The sequence below is a fragment of the Streptomyces shaanxiensis genome (genome assembly GCF_039537145.1).
Lineage (GTDB): Bacteria > Actinomycetota > Actinomycetes > Streptomycetales > Streptomycetaceae > Streptomyces > Streptomyces shaanxiensis.
Map to the genome: position 1 here is coordinate 342,512 of NZ_BAAAZY010000006.1, position 19,056 is coordinate 361,567.

At 72.3% G+C, this 19,056-nt stretch carries 17 protein-coding genes; 6 read left to right on the forward strand and 11 right to left on the reverse strand.

Going from position 1 to position 19,056, the window contains the following annotated elements; genetic code table 11:
* Positions 1-51: 51 nt before the first annotated feature.
* The 6 genes from ABD932_RS08320 to ABD932_RS08345 all read right to left on the reverse strand — a co-directional run bounded on the left by ABD932_RS08320 (position 52) and on the right by ABD932_RS08345 (position 7,853).
* The gene (locus tag ABD932_RS08320) at positions 52-1,596 is read right to left on the reverse strand and encodes a lysine N(6)-hydroxylase/L-ornithine N(5)-oxygenase family protein (protein WP_345010172.1); all 1,545 of its coding nucleotides are present in this window, start codon (positions 1,594-1,596) and stop codon (positions 52-54) included.
* Positions 1,593-2,999: a pyridoxal phosphate-dependent decarboxylase family protein gene (locus tag ABD932_RS08325; RefSeq protein ID WP_345010174.1), complete on the reverse strand. Its 1,407-nt coding sequence runs from the start codon at positions 2,997-2,999 to the stop codon at positions 1,593-1,595. The genes ABD932_RS08320 and ABD932_RS08325 overlap by 4 nt, the downstream gene beginning before the upstream one ends.
* Positions 3,000-3,258: 259 nt before the next feature.
* On the reverse strand, positions 3,259-5,763 hold the full coding sequence (pepN, locus tag ABD932_RS08330; protein ID WP_345010175.1) for an aminopeptidase N: 2,505 nt from the start codon (positions 5,761-5,763) through the stop codon (positions 3,259-3,261).
* Between the two features lie 79 nt (positions 5,764-5,842).
* A complete protein-coding gene (locus ABD932_RS08335; protein ID WP_345010176.1) occupies positions 5,843-6,388 on the reverse strand; it encodes a response regulator in 546 nt (181 codons plus the stop codon).
* 202 nt (positions 6,389-6,590) lie between these two features.
* A complete protein-coding gene (locus ABD932_RS08340) occupies positions 6,591-6,941 on the reverse strand; it encodes a chorismate mutase (RefSeq protein ID WP_345010177.1) in 351 nt (116 codons plus the stop codon).
* A gap of 24 nt (positions 6,942-6,965) precedes the next feature.
* Positions 6,966-7,853 (reverse strand): helix-turn-helix domain-containing protein, encoded by an 888-nt coding sequence (locus tag ABD932_RS08345; protein WP_345010178.1) that lies wholly within the window; start codon positions 7,851-7,853, stop codon positions 6,966-6,968.
* 87 nt (positions 7,854-7,940) lie between these two features.
* Between ABD932_RS08345 and ABD932_RS08350 the strand changes: the two genes are divergently transcribed.
* The gene (locus ABD932_RS08350; protein ID WP_345010180.1) at positions 7,941-9,716 is read left to right on the forward strand and encodes a glycoside hydrolase family 35 protein; all 1,776 of its coding nucleotides are present in this window, start codon (positions 7,941-7,943) and stop codon (positions 9,714-9,716) included.
* A 24-nt stretch (positions 9,717-9,740) separates the two neighbouring features.
* Here ABD932_RS08350 and ABD932_RS08355 read toward each other — a convergent pair whose 3' ends face one another.
* Complete coding sequence (locus tag ABD932_RS08355; protein WP_345010182.1) at positions 9,741-10,535, reverse strand: S1 family peptidase; 795 nt, start codon at positions 10,533-10,535, stop codon at positions 9,741-9,743.
* A gap of 160 nt (positions 10,536-10,695) precedes the next feature.
* Here ABD932_RS08355 and ABD932_RS08360 point away from each other — a divergent pair, with 160 nt between their 5' ends.
* Positions 10,696-11,592, forward strand: coding sequence for a hypothetical protein (locus ABD932_RS08360; protein WP_345010184.1), 897 nt, complete (start codon positions 10,696-10,698; stop codon positions 11,590-11,592).
* A gap of 205 nt (positions 11,593-11,797) precedes the next feature.
* Here the strand turns inward: ABD932_RS08360 and ABD932_RS08365 are convergent, their stop codons facing one another.
* On the reverse strand, positions 11,798-12,667 hold the full coding sequence (locus ABD932_RS08365; protein ID WP_425587426.1) for an SDR family oxidoreductase: 870 nt from the start codon (positions 12,665-12,667) through the stop codon (positions 11,798-11,800).
* Between the two features lie 337 nt (positions 12,668-13,004).
* On the reverse strand, positions 13,005-13,745 hold the full coding sequence (locus ABD932_RS08375; protein WP_345010186.1) for an SDR family oxidoreductase: 741 nt from the start codon (positions 13,743-13,745) through the stop codon (positions 13,005-13,007).
* Positions 13,746-13,799: 54 nt separating this feature from the next.
* Between ABD932_RS08375 and ABD932_RS08380 the strand changes: the two genes are divergently transcribed.
* The 4 genes from ABD932_RS08380 to ABD932_RS08395 are packed head-to-tail and all read left to right on the forward strand — an operon-like array spanning position 13,800 to position 17,181.
* Positions 13,800-14,573 carry an enoyl-CoA hydratase family protein gene (locus tag ABD932_RS08380; RefSeq protein WP_345010188.1) on the forward strand — a complete coding sequence of 258 codons (774 nt, stop codon included), beginning with the start codon at positions 13,800-13,802 and terminating at the stop codon, positions 14,571-14,573.
* A complete protein-coding gene (locus tag ABD932_RS08385; protein ID WP_345010191.1) occupies positions 14,574-15,419 on the forward strand; it encodes a CoA transferase subunit A in 846 nt (281 codons plus the stop codon). It begins immediately after the preceding gene.
* Positions 15,416-16,138: a CoA-transferase subunit beta gene (locus tag ABD932_RS08390; RefSeq protein ID WP_345010496.1), complete on the forward strand. Its 723-nt coding sequence runs from the start codon at positions 15,416-15,418 to the stop codon at positions 16,136-16,138. Before ABD932_RS08385 ends, ABD932_RS08390 begins: the two co-directional genes overlap by 4 nt.
* Entirely contained in the window at positions 16,138-17,181 is a 1,044-nt protein-coding gene (locus ABD932_RS08395; protein ID WP_345010498.1) for an NAD(P)H-dependent flavin oxidoreductase, read from the forward strand. The genes ABD932_RS08390 and ABD932_RS08395 overlap by 1 nt, the downstream gene beginning before the upstream one ends.
* A 68-nt stretch (positions 17,182-17,249) precedes the next feature.
* On the opposite strand, the gene ABD932_RS08400 is transcribed toward ABD932_RS08395, so the two are convergent.
* Both ABD932_RS08400 and ABD932_RS08405 read right to left on the reverse strand, forming a co-directional pair.
* Positions 17,250-18,407, reverse strand: a complete 1,158-nt coding sequence (locus ABD932_RS08400; RefSeq protein WP_345010193.1) for an acetyl-CoA C-acetyltransferase — start codon at positions 18,405-18,407, stop codon at positions 17,250-17,252.
* A 34-nt stretch (positions 18,408-18,441) separates the two neighbouring features.
* Entirely contained in the window at positions 18,442-19,053 is a 612-nt protein-coding gene (locus tag ABD932_RS08405; protein ID WP_126391357.1) for a TetR/AcrR family transcriptional regulator, read from the reverse strand.
* Positions 19,054-19,056: the final 3 nt, after the last annotated feature.

Sequence of the window (19,056 nt, forward strand, 5' to 3'; positions counted from 1 at the left end):
AGCCGGGGTTTGCCCGAGCCGGGGTTTGCCCGAGCCGGGCTTTTGGGAGCCTCAGATCCCGTCCAGGAGCGGTGTCAGCGCCTTCGGCTGACGTGCGCGGGGGATCTGGGGCTCCTGCTGTTGCAGGCCGAAGGTGGTGAAGGCCGTTCGGGTGGGGAGGGTGTAGGTCTCCTTGCCGGTGACGGAGTTGAGGATGTCGGCGCTGCGCCAGGCCGCGAGGCCGAGGTCGGGGGTGCCGATGCCGTGGGTGTGGCCGCCGGCGTTCTGGACGTAGACGTTGCAGCCGGAGCCGGTGACGTGCGGGTCCATGACCAGGCGGTACTGGTCGTCGATGCGGGGGCGTTCCTGGCTGTCGCGGCGCAGGTACGGGTCGAGGCCGGCCAGGAGGCAGTCGAGGGGGCGTTCGCGGTAGCCGGTGGCCAGGACGACCGCGTCGGTGGTCAGGCGCGAGCGGGTGTTCTGGTGGACGTGCTCCAGGTGGAGTTCGACCTTGGTCGTGGCGATCCGGCCCCCGGTGCGGACGCGGACGCCGGGGGTGAGGACGACCTCGGGCCAGCCGCCGTGCAGGGTGCGGCGGTAGAGCTCGTCGTGGATCGCGGCGAGCGTGTCGGCGTCGATGCCCTTGTGGAGCTGCCACTGGGACGCGACGAGCTTGTCGCGGACCGGCTCGGCGAGGGCGTGGAAGTAGCGGGTGTAGTCGGGGGTGAAGTGCTCCAGGCCGAGCTTGGAGTACTCCATGGGCGCGAAGGCCTCGGTACGGCCGAGCCAGTGGAGCCCCTCGCGCCCCGCGGGACGGCGCCGGAGCAGGTCCAGGAAGACCTCGGCGCCGGACTGTCCCGACCCGATGACGGTGACGTGCTCGGCGGCCAGGAGGCTGTCGCGGTGGTCGAGGTAGTCGGCGGCGTGGATGACGGGGACGGCCGGCGCCTCGACGAGCGGCCTGAGCGGGTCGGGGACGTACGGCTCGGTGCCGATGCCCAGGACGATGTTCCGGGTGTAGGTACGGCCGAGTGCCTCGGCCTCTCCGTCCGGACCGAGCTGGGTGAAGTCGACCTCGAAGACGTCGCGTTCGGGGTTGAAGCGGACGGCGTCCACCTGGTGGCCGAAGCTCAGCCCGGGGAGGTTCTCGCAGACCCAGCGGCAGTAGGCGTCGTACTCGGCGCGCTGGATGTGGAAGCGCTCGGCGAAGTAGAAGGGGAAGAGCCGGTCGCGGGCCTTGAGGTAGTTGAGGAAGGACCACGGGCTGGCGGGGTCGGCGAGCGTCACCAGGTCGGCGAGGAAGGGCACTTGGATGCGCGCGCCGTCGATGAGCAGACCGGGATGCCAGGCGAAGGCGGTGCGCTGCTCGTAGAAGACGGCGTCGAGCTCGGCGAGGGGGTGGGCGAGGGCGGCGAGGGAGAGGTTGAAGGGGCCGATGCCGATGCCGACGAGGTCACGGGCGGTGTCGGGGTCGGGGTCGGGCTGTGGGGGTGTTCCTGGGGCTGGGTGAGGGCCAGCTTGTGAGCTGGTGCTGCCTCCCGTGTGAAGGCCGGCGTGGGCGTCGGTGTGACGGAGGACGGCGTGGGGGTCGGTGTGGGGGTTCGGCTGGGGGGTCATCGGGGGGTGTTTCCTTCCACCAGTTTCAGGAGGGCGGCCAGGTCGTCCGGGCGCGTGTGGGGGTTGAGGAGCGTGGCCTTGAGCCACAGGCGCCCGTCTATCCGGGCCCGGCCGAGGACGGCGCGGCCGTCGGTGAGGAGCCTTCGGCGTACGGCGGCGACGGCGGCGTCGCCGGCGTGTGCGGGCCGGAACAGGACCGTGCTGATGGTGGGCGGGGCGTAGAGCTCGAACCCGGGGTGGTCGTGGACGAGGGCGGCGAACTCACCGGCGTGGTCGCAGACTTGCTCGACGAGTCGGCCGAGGCCGGTGCGGCCGAGGGCCTTGAGGGTGACGGCGATCTTGAGGACGTCGGGCCGGCGGCTGGTGCGCAGGGAGCGGCCGAGCAGGTCGGGCAGACCGGCTTCGGTGTCGTCCTCGGCGTTGAGGTAGTCGGCGCGGTGGTGGAGGACGGCCAGGTCGCGCTGGTCCCGGACAGCGAGGAGACCTGCGGCGACCGGCTGCCAGCCGAGCTTGTGCAGGTCGAGGGTGACGGTGTCGGCGGCGTCGAGGCCGGTGAGCCGGTCGCGGTACCGGTCGCTGAGGAGGAGGGCTCCGCCGTAGGCGGCGTCGACGTGGAGCCGGGCGCCGTGGGCCGCGCAGAGGGCGGCGATCTCCGGGAGGGGGTCGATGAGCCCGGCGTCGGTGGTGCCGGCGGTGGCGGCGACCAGGAAGGAGCCGGGCGGGCCCGACAGCTGGGTGAGGGCCTCGTCGAGAGCGACGGGGTCGAGGGTGCCTGCCGGGGCGGGTACGACGACGGGTTCGGGCAGCCCGAGCAGCCAGGCCGCGCGGGGCAACGAGTGGTGCGCGTTCGCCCCGTGCACGAGGCGGACACCGGTGCCGTGCGCTTCCCTGGCGAGGAGAAGGGCGAGCTGGTTGGACTCGGTGCCGCCGGTGGTGATCAAGGCGGAGGGAGCCTTCGGGGGTGGAGTCGCTCGAGAGGCTGCGGCCCCGAAGACCTCCGCCGCCAGCGCCCCCGTCACCAGCCCCTCCAACTCCGATGCCCCGGGCGCCTGGTCCCAGGAGTCGAGCGAGGGGTTGAGGGCCGAGGCGGCCAGGTCGGCGGCGGTGGCGAGGGCGAGGGGCGGGCAGTGGAGGTGGGCGGCGCAGAAGGGGTCCGAGGGGTCGGCGGCGCCCTCCGCGAGCGCCCGGACGATGTCGTGGAGGGCGTTCGGGTCGCCCTGGTCCGGCAGTACGTCCCCGACCGCGTCCCGTACGCGCACGGCGACCGCCTCCGGGCCGCCCGAGGGCAGTGGCCCTCCGCGCACCCGGGCGCCCTCGCTCAGCGCGTCGAGCACGGTGTCGAGCAACGGCCGCAGGGCGTGCGGACCTTCAGGGCCTGACGCGAGCGACGACGGCGTGCTCATCGTGTCCTCCCGGGCGCTGGGCAAGAGGGATTCCCAGCTTGTACCCGGATGCGTGGTCACGCCCGAAAAGCCCAACGATCGGAACCCGAAAGGGGGTACTTGCGTACGGGGAAAGCGTGTCGGGGTGGCGTACGCATGGTTGCGGAGTAAAGGAGCTGCTCGCGAGGGCCGGTCGTCCTGGGTCCCGTCCGGGCCGGACGATCAGCCCTGCGCGTCAGCCATCGGAAGCAGCGCCCCCTACGTCGTACGGACCGGCCGCTTACGCCTCCCGTACCCGCAACGCCCGTGCCAGGTCGTCGAGTTGGTCGGCGAGCCTGCGTCGCAGCGCCGGGATGGGCTCGCCGTCGCTCAGGCACTCCTCGCCCAGTCGCAGGGCTTCGGCGTCGACGGCGTACGCGGGGAAGGCGTAGCGGCCGGCGGCGTCGGCGATGGCGGGGCCGCGGCGGGCGGCGAGGGCGACCGCGTCCTTGTAGTAGCGCGGGACGTAACTCCGTACGAGGTCGGCCTGTTCGGGCTGCCAGAAGCCCTGGGCGGTGGCGATGAAGAGGTAGTTGGACAGGTCGGTGCTCTCGTCGGTGGTGAACAGGGCGTTCCAGGCCCTGGCCTTGGCCTCCTCGTCGGGCAGGGCGGCGCGACAGCGGGCGGCGCCCTCCTGGCCGGTGGCGCTGGGGTCGAGTTCCAGCTCGGCGGCGATGGCGGCCTCGTCGACGGCGCCGAGGACGGCGAGGCGGCCCAGGACGCGCCAGCGCAGCTCGGGGTCGAGTTCCGGCCCGCCCGGCACGGTGCCGTCGGCGAGCCAGGCGGCGATGGTGTCGGGGTGGGCGGCGACGTCGATGAAGTGGCGTACGGCGATCAGTCGCAGGCCGGGGTTGTCGCCGTCCTCGGTGCGGCGGATGAGGTCGCGGCACAGGGCGGAGAGGGTGGCCAGGCCGGCGGGCCGCTCCTCGGCGGTGAGGTAGCGGTCGGCGACCTGGGCGGCGGCGAAGGCGAGGACGCCCTGGACGACGGCGAGGTCGGTCTCGTGCGGCAGGTGGGCGCGGGCGGCCTCCAGGTAGGCGGTGGCGGCCAGTTCGCCGTCGCGGACGGCGTCGCGAAGGGCGTTCCAGACGACCGCGCGGGTGAGCGGTTCGGGCAGGCCGGCGAGGCGCCCCCGGACGGTTTCGAAGGACTCGGGGTCGAAGCGGACCTTGGCGTAGGTCAGGTCGCCGTCGTTGAGCAGCAGCAGGGCCGGGCGCTTGCCGATGGGCTGCGGGGCCGGGTGCGGGACGTCGAGGTCGAGGCGTTCGCGCAGGACGAGGTGGCCCTCGTTGTCGCCGAGGTCGAGGTCGTACAGGCCGACGGCGATGCGGTGCGGGCGGCTGCCGGCGCGGTCGACGGTGAGGCTGTACGTGCCGTTCTCGCCGGGGGCGACGGCCGGGGTGAGGGTGTCGACGCCGGTGGTGCGCAGCCAGGCGTCGGCCCAGGCGTGGACGTCGCGTTCGGTGGCGGCGGCGAGGGAGTCGATGAAGTCGGCGAGGGTGGCGTTGGCGAACTTGTGGCGGGCGAAGTGGATGTTGATGCCGGCGAGGAAGTCCTTCTCGCCGAGCCAGGCCACCAGTTGGCGCAGCGCGGAGGCGCCCTTGGCGTACGAGATGCCGTCGAAGTTGAGCTGGGCCTCGGCCGTGTCGTTGACGCCCTCGGGGGCGACGGGGTGGGTGGAGGGGCGCTGGTCGGCGTCGTAGCCCCAGGGCTTGCGGGCGACGCCGAAGTCGGTCCAGGTGTCGGTGAAGCGGGTGGCCTCGGCGCAGGTCTGGTAGCCCATGTACTCGGCGAAGGACTCGTTCAGCCAGATGTCGTCCCACCAGCGCAGGGTGACGAGGTCGCCGAACCACATGTGGGCCATCTCGTGGGCGACGACCATGGCGCGGGTCTGGCGCTCGGTGTCGGTGACGGCGGAGCGGAAGACGAACTCGTCGCGGAAGGTGACGAGGCCGGGGTTCTCCATGGCGCCGGCGTTGAACTCGGGGACGAACGCCTGGTCGTAGGAGTCGAAGGGGTAGGGCTCGTCGAACTTCTCGTGGAAGCGGTCGAAGCAGGCCCGGGTGACGTCGAGGAGTTCGTCGGCGTCGGCGTCCAGGGCCGACGCGAGGGAACGGCGGCAGTGCAGGGCGAAGGGCAGGCCGCGGTGCTCGGTGCGGATCGAGTGGTAGGGGCCGGCGGCGATCGCGGCGAGGTAGGTGGAGATCGGCGGGGTGTCGGCGATGGTCCAGCGGCCCGCGCCGGCCTGGGTGGCGATGCCGTTGCCGAGAACGGTCCACTCGGCGGGTGCGGTGACGGTGAAGGAGAAGACGGCCTTGAGATCGGGCTGGTCGAAGGCGGCGAAGACGCGCTGGGCGTCGTCCATGCACAGCTGCGTGTAGAGGTACGTCTCGCCGTCGACGGGGTCGGTGAAGCGGTGCATGCCCTCGCCGGTGCGGGAGTAGCGCATGGCGGCGTCGACGCTCAGTTCGTGCTCGCCGGCGGTGAGGTCCTTCAGGGGCAGCCGGTTGCCGTCCAGGGTCTCCGGGTCCAGGGGGTGTCCGTCGAGGGTGACGGAGCGCAGCTCGGCCGGCTTGATCTCGACGAACGTGTCCGTGCCCGCTTGGTCGGCGCGCGTGGTGAACCGGATGACGGTGCGGGAGTCGAAGGTCTCGTCCCCGGTGGTCAGGTCGAGTTCGACCGCGTAGCGGTGGACGTCGAGGAGCTGGGCACGGGTCTGCGCTTCGTCGCGCGTCAGTACGGACATGAACGACATGCTGCCTGATGCCGTCGGCAAGGCACAGAGGCGGATCGGTAAGGGCGTTATGTCCGTTCGGTGGCCGGTGTCAGGTCCGGTCCGTGGTCGGCGTCGCCGCCGGGCTGTCGCGTTGTGGTGGGACGCGGGCGTCGGGGTGGGGCAGGGCGGGGCGCGGTCCGGGTTCCCGGGCCGCGGGATCGTCCTTGACCAGGGCGCGTAACTCGCGGACCTCCTGCTCCAGGGCGCGGTGGCGCCGGTGGGCGTCGTACAGGTAGCGGACCTTGGTGCGCAGCGTCCAGGGGTCGATCGGCTTCATGACCAGGTCGGCGACGCCGAGCCCGAAGGCGGTGGACATCAGCTCCTGGTCCACACCGAAGCCGGTGAGCAGAACGACCGGTATGTGCTGGGTCTGTTCCACCTGCCGCATGTAGCGCACCACGTCCAGGCCGCTGACGCCGGGCATCCGGACGTCCAGGAGCAGCAGCCCGACCTGGCCGCGGAGCACCTGTTTGAGCGCCTCGTCACCGCTGGTGGCGCGGGCGAGCCGGTAGCCCAGCGGGGCCAGGGCGCTCTCCAGCGCGTACAGCGTGTCCTCATGGTCGTCGACGATGAGGATCTTGGCATCCGACGGCATGGCCCGACGTCCCTCCCACGTGGACAGCCAGGGTATGTCCGGTGCGCTGACGGGGAGTGCCTGTCAGCTGACATGCGGTGCACAGCGCAGCATGCCCGGCACGGGCCGCCGTGTCACTCCCCCGGGAGGGCCTGTCCGGTGCCCGCCGTCACATTCGCGTCGCCCGCGCGCGGCGAGTGCGGGCGCGCGGCGGGGCCGGGGGTCACTTCGCCGTGGACGCCGCGCCGTTGATCGTGTCCTCGGCGATGCTCTCGTGGTGCCTGATCACCTCGGCGATGATGAAGCCCAGGAACTTCTCGGCGAACGCCGGGTCGAGCTTGGCGTTCTCGGCGAGGGTGCGCAGCCGGGCGATCTGCCGGGACTCGCGGGCGGGGTCGGCGGGCGGGAGCTGGTGCCGGGCCTTGAGATGGCCGACCTGCTGGGTGCACTTGAAGCGCTCGGCGAGCATGTGGACGACGGCCGCGTCGATGTTGTCGATGCTTGCGCGCAGCCGGGCGAGCTCCTCGCGGACGGCGGGGTCCACGTCACCGGGGGTCGGGTTGCTGGTGGTCATGGGGGTCCAGCCTACGGGGCCGCCTCATGCGGTCGTTCGTTCGATCACGGGTGGGTCGTCGGGGTCGGGGACCTGGTTGCTCCAGCCGCCGGGGACGGTGCGGCCCTGCTGGGCGCGGAAGCGGACGGGGGCCATGCCGACGCGGCGGGTGAACAGGCGGGAGAAGTAGGCGGGGTCGTCGTAGCCGACGCGGCGGGCGACGGCGGCGACGGGCAGGTCGGTGGCGGCGAGGAGTTCCTTGGCGCGGCCCAGGCGGATGCCGAGCAGATAGTCCTTGGGGCTGCAGCCGGCGCCGCGCCGCACGGCGGTGCGCAGCTCGGCGAGGGTCATGCCGTGCCGGGCGGCGTGGTCGGCGACGGTCAGCGGCAGGCAGGCGTCGCGGGCGAGGGCCTTGAGGACCGCCTCGCCGTCGGGGGCGAGGTCGGCGCGGGCGCGGCGCAGGGCGACGAGGAGTTCGTGGACGGCGGCGCCGGTCTCCACCTCCAGGAGCGGGTTGTCGCGGCGGGCGGCGCGGGCGATGCGGCCGATGACGGCGCGGGGGCCGGCGGCGTCGGACAGGGGCACGACGGGGCGGTCGGGCTCGATGTAGCCGAGTTCGGTGTACGTCGTGGTGGCGGGCCCGGCGAAGTCGACGAAGCCCTCGTCCCAGCCGGTGCCGGGGTCGGGCGCGTAGTGGTGCGGGACGCCGGGGGTCAGCCACAGCAGCGCGGGCGCGGTGACGGTCGTACGGCGGCCGTCGGGGCTCGCGTACCAGCCGCCGCCCGCGTTGATGACGACGGCCACGTGGTGGTCGAGGGTGCGCGGGCCGACGGTGGGCAGGGGGCCGTACTGGAGGCCGACGCCGAGGCAGACGAGGCCGAGCCGGTGGTGGGCGGGGCCGGGCGTGAAGAACCGCATCCAGGTGTGGTACATCCGCGCTCCTCCCGGGGCCACTTGCGTCCAACCAGCGCCGATCTTTGTCCATGGACGGTGATCGCCGCCAGAGGTGAGGCTGGGGCCATGAGCGAGTTCACGGTGGGGGACACGGACTTTCTGCTGGACGGGCGGCCGGTGCGGCTGCTGTCCGGCGCGCTGCACTACTTCCGGGTGCACGAGGCGCAGTGGGGGCACCGGCTGGCGATGCTGCGGGCGATGGGCCTCAACTGCGTGGAGACGTACGTGCCGTGGAACCTGCACGAGCCGGAGCCGGGCCGCGGCCGGGACACGGGGGCGCTCGGCCGGTTCCTGGACGCGGCCCGGGAGGCGGGGCTGTGGGCGATCGTGCGGCCGGGGCCCTACATCTGCGCCGAGTGGGAGAACGGCGGGCTGCCGTACTGGCTGACGGCCGAGGTGGGCGCACGCGCGCGTACCCGTGACGAGCGCTATCTGGGCCACGTGGCGCGCTGGTTCGAGCGGCTCCTGCCCGAGGTCGTGCCCCGGCAGATCGACCGCGGCGGCCCGGTGATCATGGTGCAGGTGGAGAACGAGTACGGCAGTTACGGCTCGGACGCGGAGTACCTGCGCCGGCTGGCCGGTCTGCTGCGCGAACACGGCGTCACGGTTCCGCTGTTCACCTCGGACGGCCCCGAGGACCACATGCTCTCCGGCGGCTCGGTCCCCGGCGTCCTGGCCACCGTCAACTTCGGCTCGCACGCGCGCGTGGCCTTCGAGACGCTGCGCCGGCACCGCCCCGAAGGTCCGCTGATGTGCATGGAGTTCTGGTGCGGCTGGTTCGACCACTGGGGCGGCGAGCACGTCGTACGGGATCCCGGGGACGCGTCGGCGGCCCTGCGGGAGATCCTGGAGTGCGGGGCGTCGGTCAACCTGTACATGGCGCACGGCGGCACGAACTTCGCGGGCTGGGCGGGCGCCAACCGGGGCGGCGGCGCGCTGCACGACGGCCCGCTGGAGCCCGACGTCACGTCGTACGACTACGACGCCCCGGTCGACGAGTACGGCCGTCCCACAGCGAAGTTCTGGGCCTTCCGCGACGTCCTCGCCGAGTACGCCGACGCCCCGCTGCCCGAAGTCCCGGCCACGCCCACGCCGTTGGGTCAGCCGGCCGAGGTGGTCCTGACCGACTGGGCGCCCCTGGGCGACGTACTGCGGACGCTGGGCGACCCGGAGGCGTCCGGTCCCGTCCCGCCCGCCTTCGAGGAACTGGGCGTCGAGCGGGGCCTGGTGCGGTACGAGGTGACGGTGCCGGGGCCGCGGCAGCCGTATCCGCTGACGGTGCGCGGGCTGCGGGACCTCGCCGTGGTGTACGTCGACGGGGAGCGGGCCGGAGTGCTCAGCGAGGACGAGGCGAGCCTCAAGGAGCCCGTCGCCGGCCACGCGCGCGTGGAGCTGTGGGTGGAGTCCCTGGGGCGGGTGAACTACGGGCCGCGGCTGGGCGAGCCCAAGGGGATCACCGGGGGCGTGCTGCACGAGCGGCAGTATCTGCACGACGTACGCGCGCGTGGGCTGCGCCTTGAGGCGCTGGACGACGTCGAGCGGGTGAGGGCGGTGCCGTCGCGGGAGCTGCCCGAGGACGGTGCCCCGGGGCTGTACCGGGGCACCGTCACCGTGCGGGGCGCCGGTGACGCCCGCCTGGAGCTGCCGGCGCTGACCCGCGGGTTCGTCTGGATCAACGGCTTCAACCTCGGCCGCTACTGGTCCGCGGGACCGCAGCGCTCGCTGTACGTCCCGGGGCCCGTGCTGCGGGAGGGAGTCAACGAGGTGTGGGTGCTGGAGCTGGACGAGACGGCCCGGCCGGGGTCCGCCGAGGCGGGTGCCCCGTTCCTCCGGGCCGTCTGACGTACCCCTGGTGCGGCGAGCGCCCTACAGCGCGTTCGCCGCGCTGGCTATGGCCTTCGCGAAGGTGCTGACCTCCGTGTAGACGCCGGGCACACCGGCGCGGGCGCAGCCGTCGCCCCAGCTGACGATGCCGACCTGGAGCCACTTGCCCGCGTCGTCCTTGCGGAACATGGGGCCGCCGGAGTCGCCCTGGCAGGTGTCGATGCCGCCGCTCTGCCAGCCGGCGCACAGTTCCTCCTTCGACACCAGCCGGTTCCCGTAGTGGCGCTTGCAGATGCGGTCGGCGACGAAGGGAACGGTGGCCTTCTGGAGCTTGGTCGTGCCCGTGCCGCCTCCCTCCTCGGTGTCGCCCCACCCGGCGATCGTGAACATGCCGCGGTTGTAGCGGTCCGTGGTGGCGATCTTCAGCGTCGGCTTGTCGATGGGCCGGGCGAGCTTGATCAGCGCCCAGTCCTTGCCGGAGCCGTTGTAGCCCGGGGCCACCTTGACCTTCTTCGACTTGACCTTGATCGCGGCCGAGGAGTCGAGGTCGTTGACACCCGCGGTGACGGTGATGCTGGTGTTGTTGCCGGAGCCGTCCATGCAGTGGGCCGCGGTCAGGACGACGTCCTTCTTGTAGAGCGCCCCGCCGCAGCCCATGGAGAGATGGACCATGAACGGGAACTCGTTCTGCGCGGCGGGCGTTCCACCGACGACGCGGGTGGACGCGGCGTTCGCGCTGAGGGGCTGGAGGGAGGCGACCGCGAGCGCGACGGCACCGACGGCCGCCGCTCTCTTGGCCAGGGTCTTGCCGCTTCTCTTCGGCGAGCTGGTCAACATACGTCCTTTCATGGCGTGTTGAGCGGCCCGCAGTATGAAGATCGGGTGGCATGCCTGACAAGGACGGATCTCACGTCCCGGCGGTGGAACCCCGCCAGGGAAAATCCCCTCTCATCCCCGTAGAGTGGAATCGGGTTCAAGGCGTCTTGGGGGTACGGGCGTGGCGAACGGCGGACCGGTTCAGCACGGCTTCCCACACCTGGAGACGGTGCGGGCCTCCATCACCGCGCTCTACAGGCGGCTGTCGTACGACACCATCCAGACGTTCGCGGCCAGCGTGGCGCCGGCGGACGTGGCGTTCTCCGACACGGACGATCTGTATCTGGGCGCGCAGCGTGTGGCCCGCGAGCTGGTCCGGCACTACCGCCTTCCGGACGCCCGGCTGATCGTCGGCTTCCGGGAGATGAGCCACGCGGCGAACGTCGAACTCGCCGCCGGGCCCGAGTACTTCGTCGAGCTGAACGAACGGTTCCGCACCCATCGCCGGGACATCGGGGCGGCGCTCGCCCACGAGGTGATGCACGTGTATCTGCACCGCCTCGGCCTGTCCTTCCCGGGCACCCGGGACAACGAGATCCTCACGGACACGGCGACGACGTATCTGGGCGCGGGATGGCTGCTCCTCGACGCGTACCGGGAGGACGCGGCGTCCTCGCAGAAGCTGGGGTATCTGACGCCGGAGGAGTTCGGGTACGTCCTCGCCAAGCGGGCGCTGCTCTTCGCGGAGGATCCGTCGGTGTGGTTCACCAGTCCGCAGGCGTACACGGCGTATGTGAAGGGCCTGGCCGAGGCCCGCCGCGACGAGCAGCAGCCGCCGCTGACGGCGGCCGGGTGGGCGGGGCGGCGGCGGTACGCCCACGATCGGCGCCATGCGCAGGACCAGCGTGGTGCCGGGACGCGGCCGGGGGCGGCGTACGCGTTCACGCCGGACGGGCGGGGGCCGTTGCGGGTGTCGTTTCCCTGCCCTACGTGTCAGCAGCGGATTCGGGTGCCGGTGCGGGGGAGGGTTCGGGCGCGGTGTGGGTTGTGCCGGACGGTGCTGGAGTGTGACACGTAGGGGGTTCTTCGCCCCCGCCGCCCCTACCCGTCCCGTCCCTGGGGGCTGCCGCCCCCAGACCCCCGCTTCGGCCCGAAGGGCCTCGTCCTCAAACGCCGGACAGGCTGAAATGCCAAAATCAGCCCCTCCGGCGTTTGAGGAGCGGGGTCTGGGGCGGAGCCCCAGAAGGACGGGACGGGTAGGGGCGGCGGGGGCGAGAAAACCCTCACGCGCCGTACACCACCCCCGGCACCCCCGCCTCCCCCAACAGCTTCAGCGCCGCCTCCCCCGCCTCCCCCAGCATCCACCGCGCCCCCTTGTCCACACTCGGTCCCGCCCTCCACCCCTCCATCACCGTGATCCGCCCACCCTCCGCCTCGAAAACCCTCCCCGTCACGCCCTCACTCCCCACCGAGCCCAGCCAGACGACCAACGGCGAGACGTTCTCCGGCGCCATGGCATCGAAGCCGACCTCGGGCGCCGCCATCGTCTCGGCGAAGGTGCGCTCGGTCATCCGCGTACGGGCCGCCGGGGCGATCGCGTTGACCTGAACGCCGTAGCGACCCAACTCGGCCGCAGCGACCAGCGTCAGGGCGAGGATCCCGGCCTTCGCGGCGCTGTAATTGACCTGCCCGAGCGAGCCCAACAGGCCCGCCCCGCTGCTCGTGTTCACGACCCGGGCATCCGGCCTACGGCCCGCTTTCGCCTCCGCACGCCAGTACGCGGCCGCGTGCTTCAACGGGAGGAAGTGCCCCTTGAGATGGACGCGCACGACAGCGTCCCAGTCGTCCTCGTCGAGGTTGACCAGCATCCGGTCACGCAGAAAGCCGGCGTTGTTGACGAGGGTGTCGAGACGGCCGTACGTCTCCACGGCGGCCGCCACCAGCGAGGCCGCCCCGGCGCTCGTCGCCACGTCACCGCGGTGCGCGATCGCCTCACCGCCCGCCGCGCGGATCTCCTCGACCACCTGCTGGGCGGGGTTGTCCGCGACCACCTGTTGGGAGGGGTTGTGCGCGACCACCTGCCGGCCGGCGCTGTCCGCGACCACCGGCCCGGCAGGACCGCCCACGGCCGGCTGCCGAACCGAACCGCCCACCGTCCCCTGCCCACGGGGGCCCTCCGCAGCCCCCTGACCACCAGGCCCCTCCACAGCCCCCTGCCCAGCCGGGCCGCCGTCCCCGGCCGTCCGCCCGGCCGACCCACCGACACCCGTCTGCCCGCCCGGGCCCCCGACGGCCCCCTGCCGAGCGGGCCCGTCCTCACCCACCTGCCGGGCAGATCCACCCGCGCCCGCCAAACCGTCCAGCCCGACCCCCAGGTCGTTGACGACGACCTTCGCCCCCTCCCCCGCGAACGCCAGCGCATGCGCACGCCCCAGCCCCCGCCCCCCGCCGGTGACCACGACGACCCGCCCCTCACAGATCCGGCTCATGTCATGCCTCCTTGTTGACCGTTGCGGCGTCCAGGAACGCGGGCCGCTCGCCCCCGCCGTGCACGAGCAGGCTCGCCCCGCTGATGTAGGCGGCGGCGTCGGAGGCGAGGAAGACGGCGGCCGCGCCGATGTCGGACGGTTCGGCGAGGCGGCCGAGCGGGACGGTGCGGGAGACGGCCGCGATGCCGTCCTCGCCCCCGTAGTGGAGGTGGGACCGCTCGGTGCGGACCATGCCCACGACCAGCGTGTTGACGCGCACCTCCGGCGCCCACTCCACCGCCATCGACCGGGCCAGGCTCTCCAGCCCGGCCTTCGCCGCCCCGTACGCCGCCGACCCGGGCGAGGCACGGCCGCCGCTGACACTGCCGACCATCACCACCGAGCCCCGCACCCGCCTCAGGTGCTCGTACGCGGCCAGGGACGCCGTCATCGGCGCGACGAGGTTCAGCTCGACCACGCGCGCGTGCCGCTCGGCGTCCGCGTCCGTCAACCGTCGGTACGGTGTGCCACCCGCGTTGTTGACCAACACGTCGAGACGGGGCAGGGCCGCGAAGAAGGCCCGTACGGCTTCCGGGTCCCGCAGGTCCAGATGCCTGAACTCGGTGCCTGGGAAAGGGACTTCGGGTGGTCTGCGCGCACAGACCACGACCTCCGCGCCGGCCTCGGCGAAGGCCCGGGTGATCCCGGCGCCTACGCCCCGCGTGCCGCCCGTGACGACCACGACCTTCCCGTCCAGCCCCATGCACGGCTACCCTTCACCTAACAAACGTTTGGTGGAAAGGTAGCTGATGCGGCCATGGGTGTCTCCACCTCGTCCCCGGAAACCTCGTCCCAGGAAAGGGGGCCCGAAGACAGTGCAATCGCCGTCGTCACCGTCGACTTCCCACCGGTGAACGCCCTGCCGGTGGAGGGCTGGTTCGCGCTGGCCGACGCGGTGCGGGCGGCGGGCCGGGACCCCCGGACCCGGTGCGTCGTCCTCGTGGCCGAGGGGCGCGGGTTCAACGCCGGCGTGGACATCAAGGAGATACAGAAGGACGGGCACAGCGCGCTGATCGGCGCCAACCACGCCTGCGCGGACGCCTTCGCGGCGGTGTACGACTGCGAGGTGCCCGTCGTGGCGGCCGTGCACGGCTTCTGTCTGGGCGGCGGTATCGGGCTGGTGGGCAACGCGGACGCGATCGTGGCGAGCGAGGACGCCGTCTTCGGGCTGCCCGAGCTGGACCGGGGGGCACTGGGCGCGGCCACCCATCTGGCCCGGCTGGTCCCCCAGCATCTGATGCGCGCGCTGTACTACACCTCGCGCACGGCGACCGCGGCCGAACTGCACGCGCACGGCTCGGTGTGGCGGGTCGTACCGCGCGAGCAACTCAACGCCGCCGCGCTGGAGTTGGCACGCGATATCGCCGCCAAGGACGGGCAGCTGCTGCGCCTGGCCAAGGCCGCCATCAACGGCATCGACCCGGTCGACGTACGGCGCAGCTACCGCTTCGAGCAGGGCTTCACCTTCGAGGCGGGCCTCAGCGGGGTGGCCGACCGGGTTCGTGACACGTTCGGAAGGGACGGTGGCTGAATGAGCGACAAGACGACGACCGCGGACGAGGTCGTCTCACGGCTGCGCAGCGGCATGACCCTGGGCATCGGCGGCTGGGGCTCGCGGCGCAAGCCGATGGCCTTGGTGCGTGCGCTGCTGCGCTCCGACGTCACCGACCTCACCGTCGTCTCGTACGGCGGGCCCGACGTCGGCATGCTCGCCGCCGCCGGACGTGTCCGCAAGCTGGTCACCGCCTTCGTCACCCTCGACTCGATCCCGCTGGAACCGCACTACCGCGCGGCCCGCGAACGCGGCGCCCTCGAACTCATGGAGATCGACGAGGCGATGTTCATGTGGGGCCTGCGCGCGGCCGCGAACCGGCTGCCCTTCCTCCCGGTGCGCGCCGGGATCGGTTCGGACGTCATGCGGGTCAACCCCGGCCTGCGGACGGTGACTTCGCCGTACGACGACGGGGAGACGTTCGTCGCCATGCCCGCCCTGCGCCTGGATGCCGCCCTGGTGCACGTCAATCGCGCCGACCGGCTGGGCAACGGCCAGTACCTGGGCCCCGATCCCTACTTCGACGACCTCTTCTGCGAGGCGGCGGACACGGCCTACCTCTCCTGTGAACGGGTGGTCGACACGGCCGAGTTGCTGAAGGAGGCTGCCCCGCAGTCGCTGCTGATCAAGCGGCACACGGTGACGGGGGTCGTCGAGGCCCCGAACGGAGCGCACTTCACGTCCTGCGCACCCGACTACGGCCGGGACGAGGCCTTCCAGAAGACGTACGCGACCACGCCCTGGGCGGAGTTCGCGGCGCGGTTCCTCGGCGGGGACGAGCAGGCGTACCGGTCGGCGGTCAGGGAGGGGGCGTGGAAGCCATGACGGAGGCCACCCGCGCCGAGTACTGCGTGATCGCCTGCGCCGAGGCATGGCGGGGCAACGGGGAGGTGCTGGCCAGCCCGATGGGCCTGATCCCGTCCATCGGCGCCCGCCTCGCCCGGCTCACCTTCTCGCCCGACCTGCTGCTGACCGACGGCGAGGCGACACTCGTCCGCCCGGACGGGACGGCCGAGGGCTGGCTGCCGTACCGCCAGCACCTCGCCCTGGTCACCGGCGGCCGTCGGCACGTGATGATGGGCGCGAGCCAGATCGACCGGTACGGCAACCAGAACATCTCGTGCATCGGCGACTGGGCGAAGCCGAAGCGCCAACTGCTCGGGGTGCGCGGCGCACCGGTCAACTCCCTCAACAATCCGACCAGTTACTGGGTCCCGAGGCATTCCCGGCGGGTCTTCGTCGAGCAGGTCGACATGGTGTGCGGAGTCGGATACGACCATGCGGGCGGCGCCCGCTACCACCGCATCCCCCGCGTCGTCTCCGACCTGGGCGTCTTCGACTTCGGCACTCCCGACCACTCGATGCGGCTGGTCTCGCTCCACCCGGGAGTCACCCTGGACCAGGTCAGAGAGGCGACCTCCTTCGAACTGGTCCTCCCGGACGACGACGTGTCCCGGACCCGTCCCCCCACCGCGGAGGAGCTACGGCTCATCCGCGAGGTCGTCGACCCGGAGAACACCCGCGTCAAGGAGGTCGGTGCGTGATGGAGACACCGCTGACCCGGCTGGTCGGGGTCCGCCACCCGATCGTGCAGACGGGGATGGGCTGGGTGGCGGGCCCGCGGCTCGTGTCGGCGACGGCTGACGCCGGCGCGCTGGGCATCCTGGCCTCCGCGACGATGACCGTCGACCGGCTGCGTGCGGCGATCCGCGAGGTCAAGTCCCGTACGGACGCGCCGTTCGGAGTGAACCTGCGGGCGGACGCCTCGGACGCCGGCGACCGGGTCCGCGTCATGATCGACGAGGGGGTGCGCGTCGCCTCCTTCGCCCTCGCGCCCTCCCGGGAGCTGATCGCCGAACTCAAGGACGCGGGCGTGGTCGTCATCCCCTCGATCGGCGCCCGGCGGCACGCCGAGAAGGTCGCGGCGTGGGGCGCGGACGCGGTGATCGTGCAGGGCGGGGAGGGCGGCGGGCACACCGGAGAGGTGGCGACGACGGTGCTGCTGCCGCAGGTGGTCGACTCCGTGGAGATACCGGTCGTGGCGGCGGGCGGCTTCTTCGACGGGCGGGGCCTGGTCGCGGCGCTGGCGTACGGGGCGGCGGGGGTCGCGATGGGCACGCGGTTCCTGCTGACCTCGGACTCGACGGTGCCGGACGCGGTGAAGGCGCGGTATCTGGCGGCGACCGTACGGGATGTCACGGTCACCCGGGCCGTGGACGGCCTGCCCCACCGCATGCTCCGCACGGACCTGGTCGACGCTCTGGAGCGCTCGGGCCGCGCGTGGGCTCTCCTCCAGGCGGTGCGCAGGGCGGCCGGCTACCGGAAGCTGTCCGGCACGAGCTGGCGCCGGATGCTCCAGGACGGCCGCGCGCTCAGGCACGGCAAGGACCTGAGCTGGAGCCAGGTCCTGCTCGCCGCGAACACGCCGATGCTGCTGAAGGCGTCCATGGTGGACGGCCGTACGGATCTGGGGGTGATGGCGTCCGGGCAGGTCGCCGGGGTGATCGACGACCTGCCGTCGTGCGCGGAGCTGGTGGAGCGGATCATGAAGGAGGCGGACGAGGTACGACAGCACCTGACCGGCTGACGGCCTTCACAGCCTCTCTTCGGGTGCCTGCGCCGGACTCCGTCCGCCGAAGTCCGTCGGTCGCACCGTCACAGCCTCTCGATGATCGTCACGTTGGCCTGTCCCCCGCCCTCGCACATCGTCTGCAGCCCGAACCGCCCGCCGGTGCGCTCCAGTTCGTGCACCAGGGTCGTCATCAGCTTCACGCCGGTCGCGCCCAACGGGTGGCCGAGAGCGATCGCCCCGCCATTGACGTTGACCTTGTCCGGATCCGCGCCGGTCTCCTTCAGCCAGGCCAGGACCACCGGTGCGAAGGCCTCGTTGATCTCGACGAGGTCGATGTCGTCGATCGACAGGCCGGTCTTCTTCAGGGCGTGGGCGGTGGCGGGGATCGGGGCGGTGAGCATGCGGATGGGATCCTCACCGCGCACCGAGAGGTGGTGCACCCGGGCCCGGGGCGTGAGCCCATGCTCGCGCACGGCCCGCTCCGAGGCCAGCAACATCGCCGCCGCGCCGTCGGATACCTGCGAGGAACAGGCCGCCGTGACGGTGCCGCCGTCGATGACCGGCTTCAGCCCTGCCATCTTCTCCAGCGAGGTGTCCCGGCGCGGCCCCTCGTCGACGGCGACCGGCCCGTAGGGCACGACCTCCCGCTCGAAGCGTCCCTCGTCGATCGCCCGCAGCGCCCGTCGGTGCGAGCGCAGCGCGAACTCCTCCTGGTCCGGCCGGCTGATCCCCCACTTCGCGGCGATCATCTCGGCGCCGACGAACTGGTTGACCGGCTTCTCCCCGTACCGGGCCCGCCAGCCCTCGCTGCCCGCGAAGGGCCCCGCCGTCAGCCCCAGTGGCTCGGCCGCCTGCCGGGTGGCGAAGGCGATGGGGATCATCGACATGTTCTGCACGCCGCCCGCGACCACCAGGTCCTGGGTGCCGGACAGCACGCCCTGCGCGGCGAAGTGCACGGCCTGCTGCGAGGACCCGCACTGCCGGTCCACGGTCACACCCGGCACCTCCTCGGGCAGCCCGGCCGCCAGCCAGCAGGTCCGCGCGATGTCCCCGGCCTGCGGTCCGACGGCGTCCAGGCAGCCGAAGACGACGTCCTCGACGGCGGCCGGATCCATGCCCGCGCGTGAGACGAGCTCCTTCAGCACATGCGCGCCCAGGTCGGCCGGATGGACCGCGCTGAGCCCTCCCCCGCGCCGCCCGACGGGCGTGCGGACCGCTTCGACGATGTAGGCCTCGGCCATGGCAACTCCCCAATGAGTTACGTGCGTACGGCGATCACGTGCGTACGGCGATCCCGTCCAGCACCATCGACAGGTACTGCCGGGCGATCTCCTCCGGGCTGTGCTGTCCGCCGGGCCGGTACCAGGACGCGGCGACCCACACCGTGTCCCGCACGAACCGGTAGGTGAGCCGGACGTCGAGGTCGGACCGGAACACCCCGGCCGCGACCCCGCGCTCCAGCGTGGACAGCCAGGCCTTCTCGAACCTGCGCTGCGACTCGGCGAGGAACGCGAACCGCTCCTGCGCCACCAGCTGTTTGTTCTCCTTCTGGTAGATCGCGACGGCGGCGCGGTGCCGGTCGATCTCCCGGAACGACTCGGTGACCAGGGCTTCGAGGGTCTCGCGTGGCCCGAGCTCGGCGCCCAGGACGGCGTCGTAGCCGCCCCAGAGTTCGTCGAGGAAGGTCCGCAGGATCTCCTCCAGCATCGACTCCTTGGAGTCGAAGTGGTAGTAGAGGCTGCCCGCGAGCATGCCCGCGTGGTCCGCGATCTTGCGTACGGTCGTGGCGTTGTAGCCCTGCTCGGCGAAGACCTCGGCGGCGGTGTCGAGGAGTTCGCGCCGCCTGGCGGCTGCGGCGGTCACCTGGGGCTTCTTCTTGGTCGGCACGGG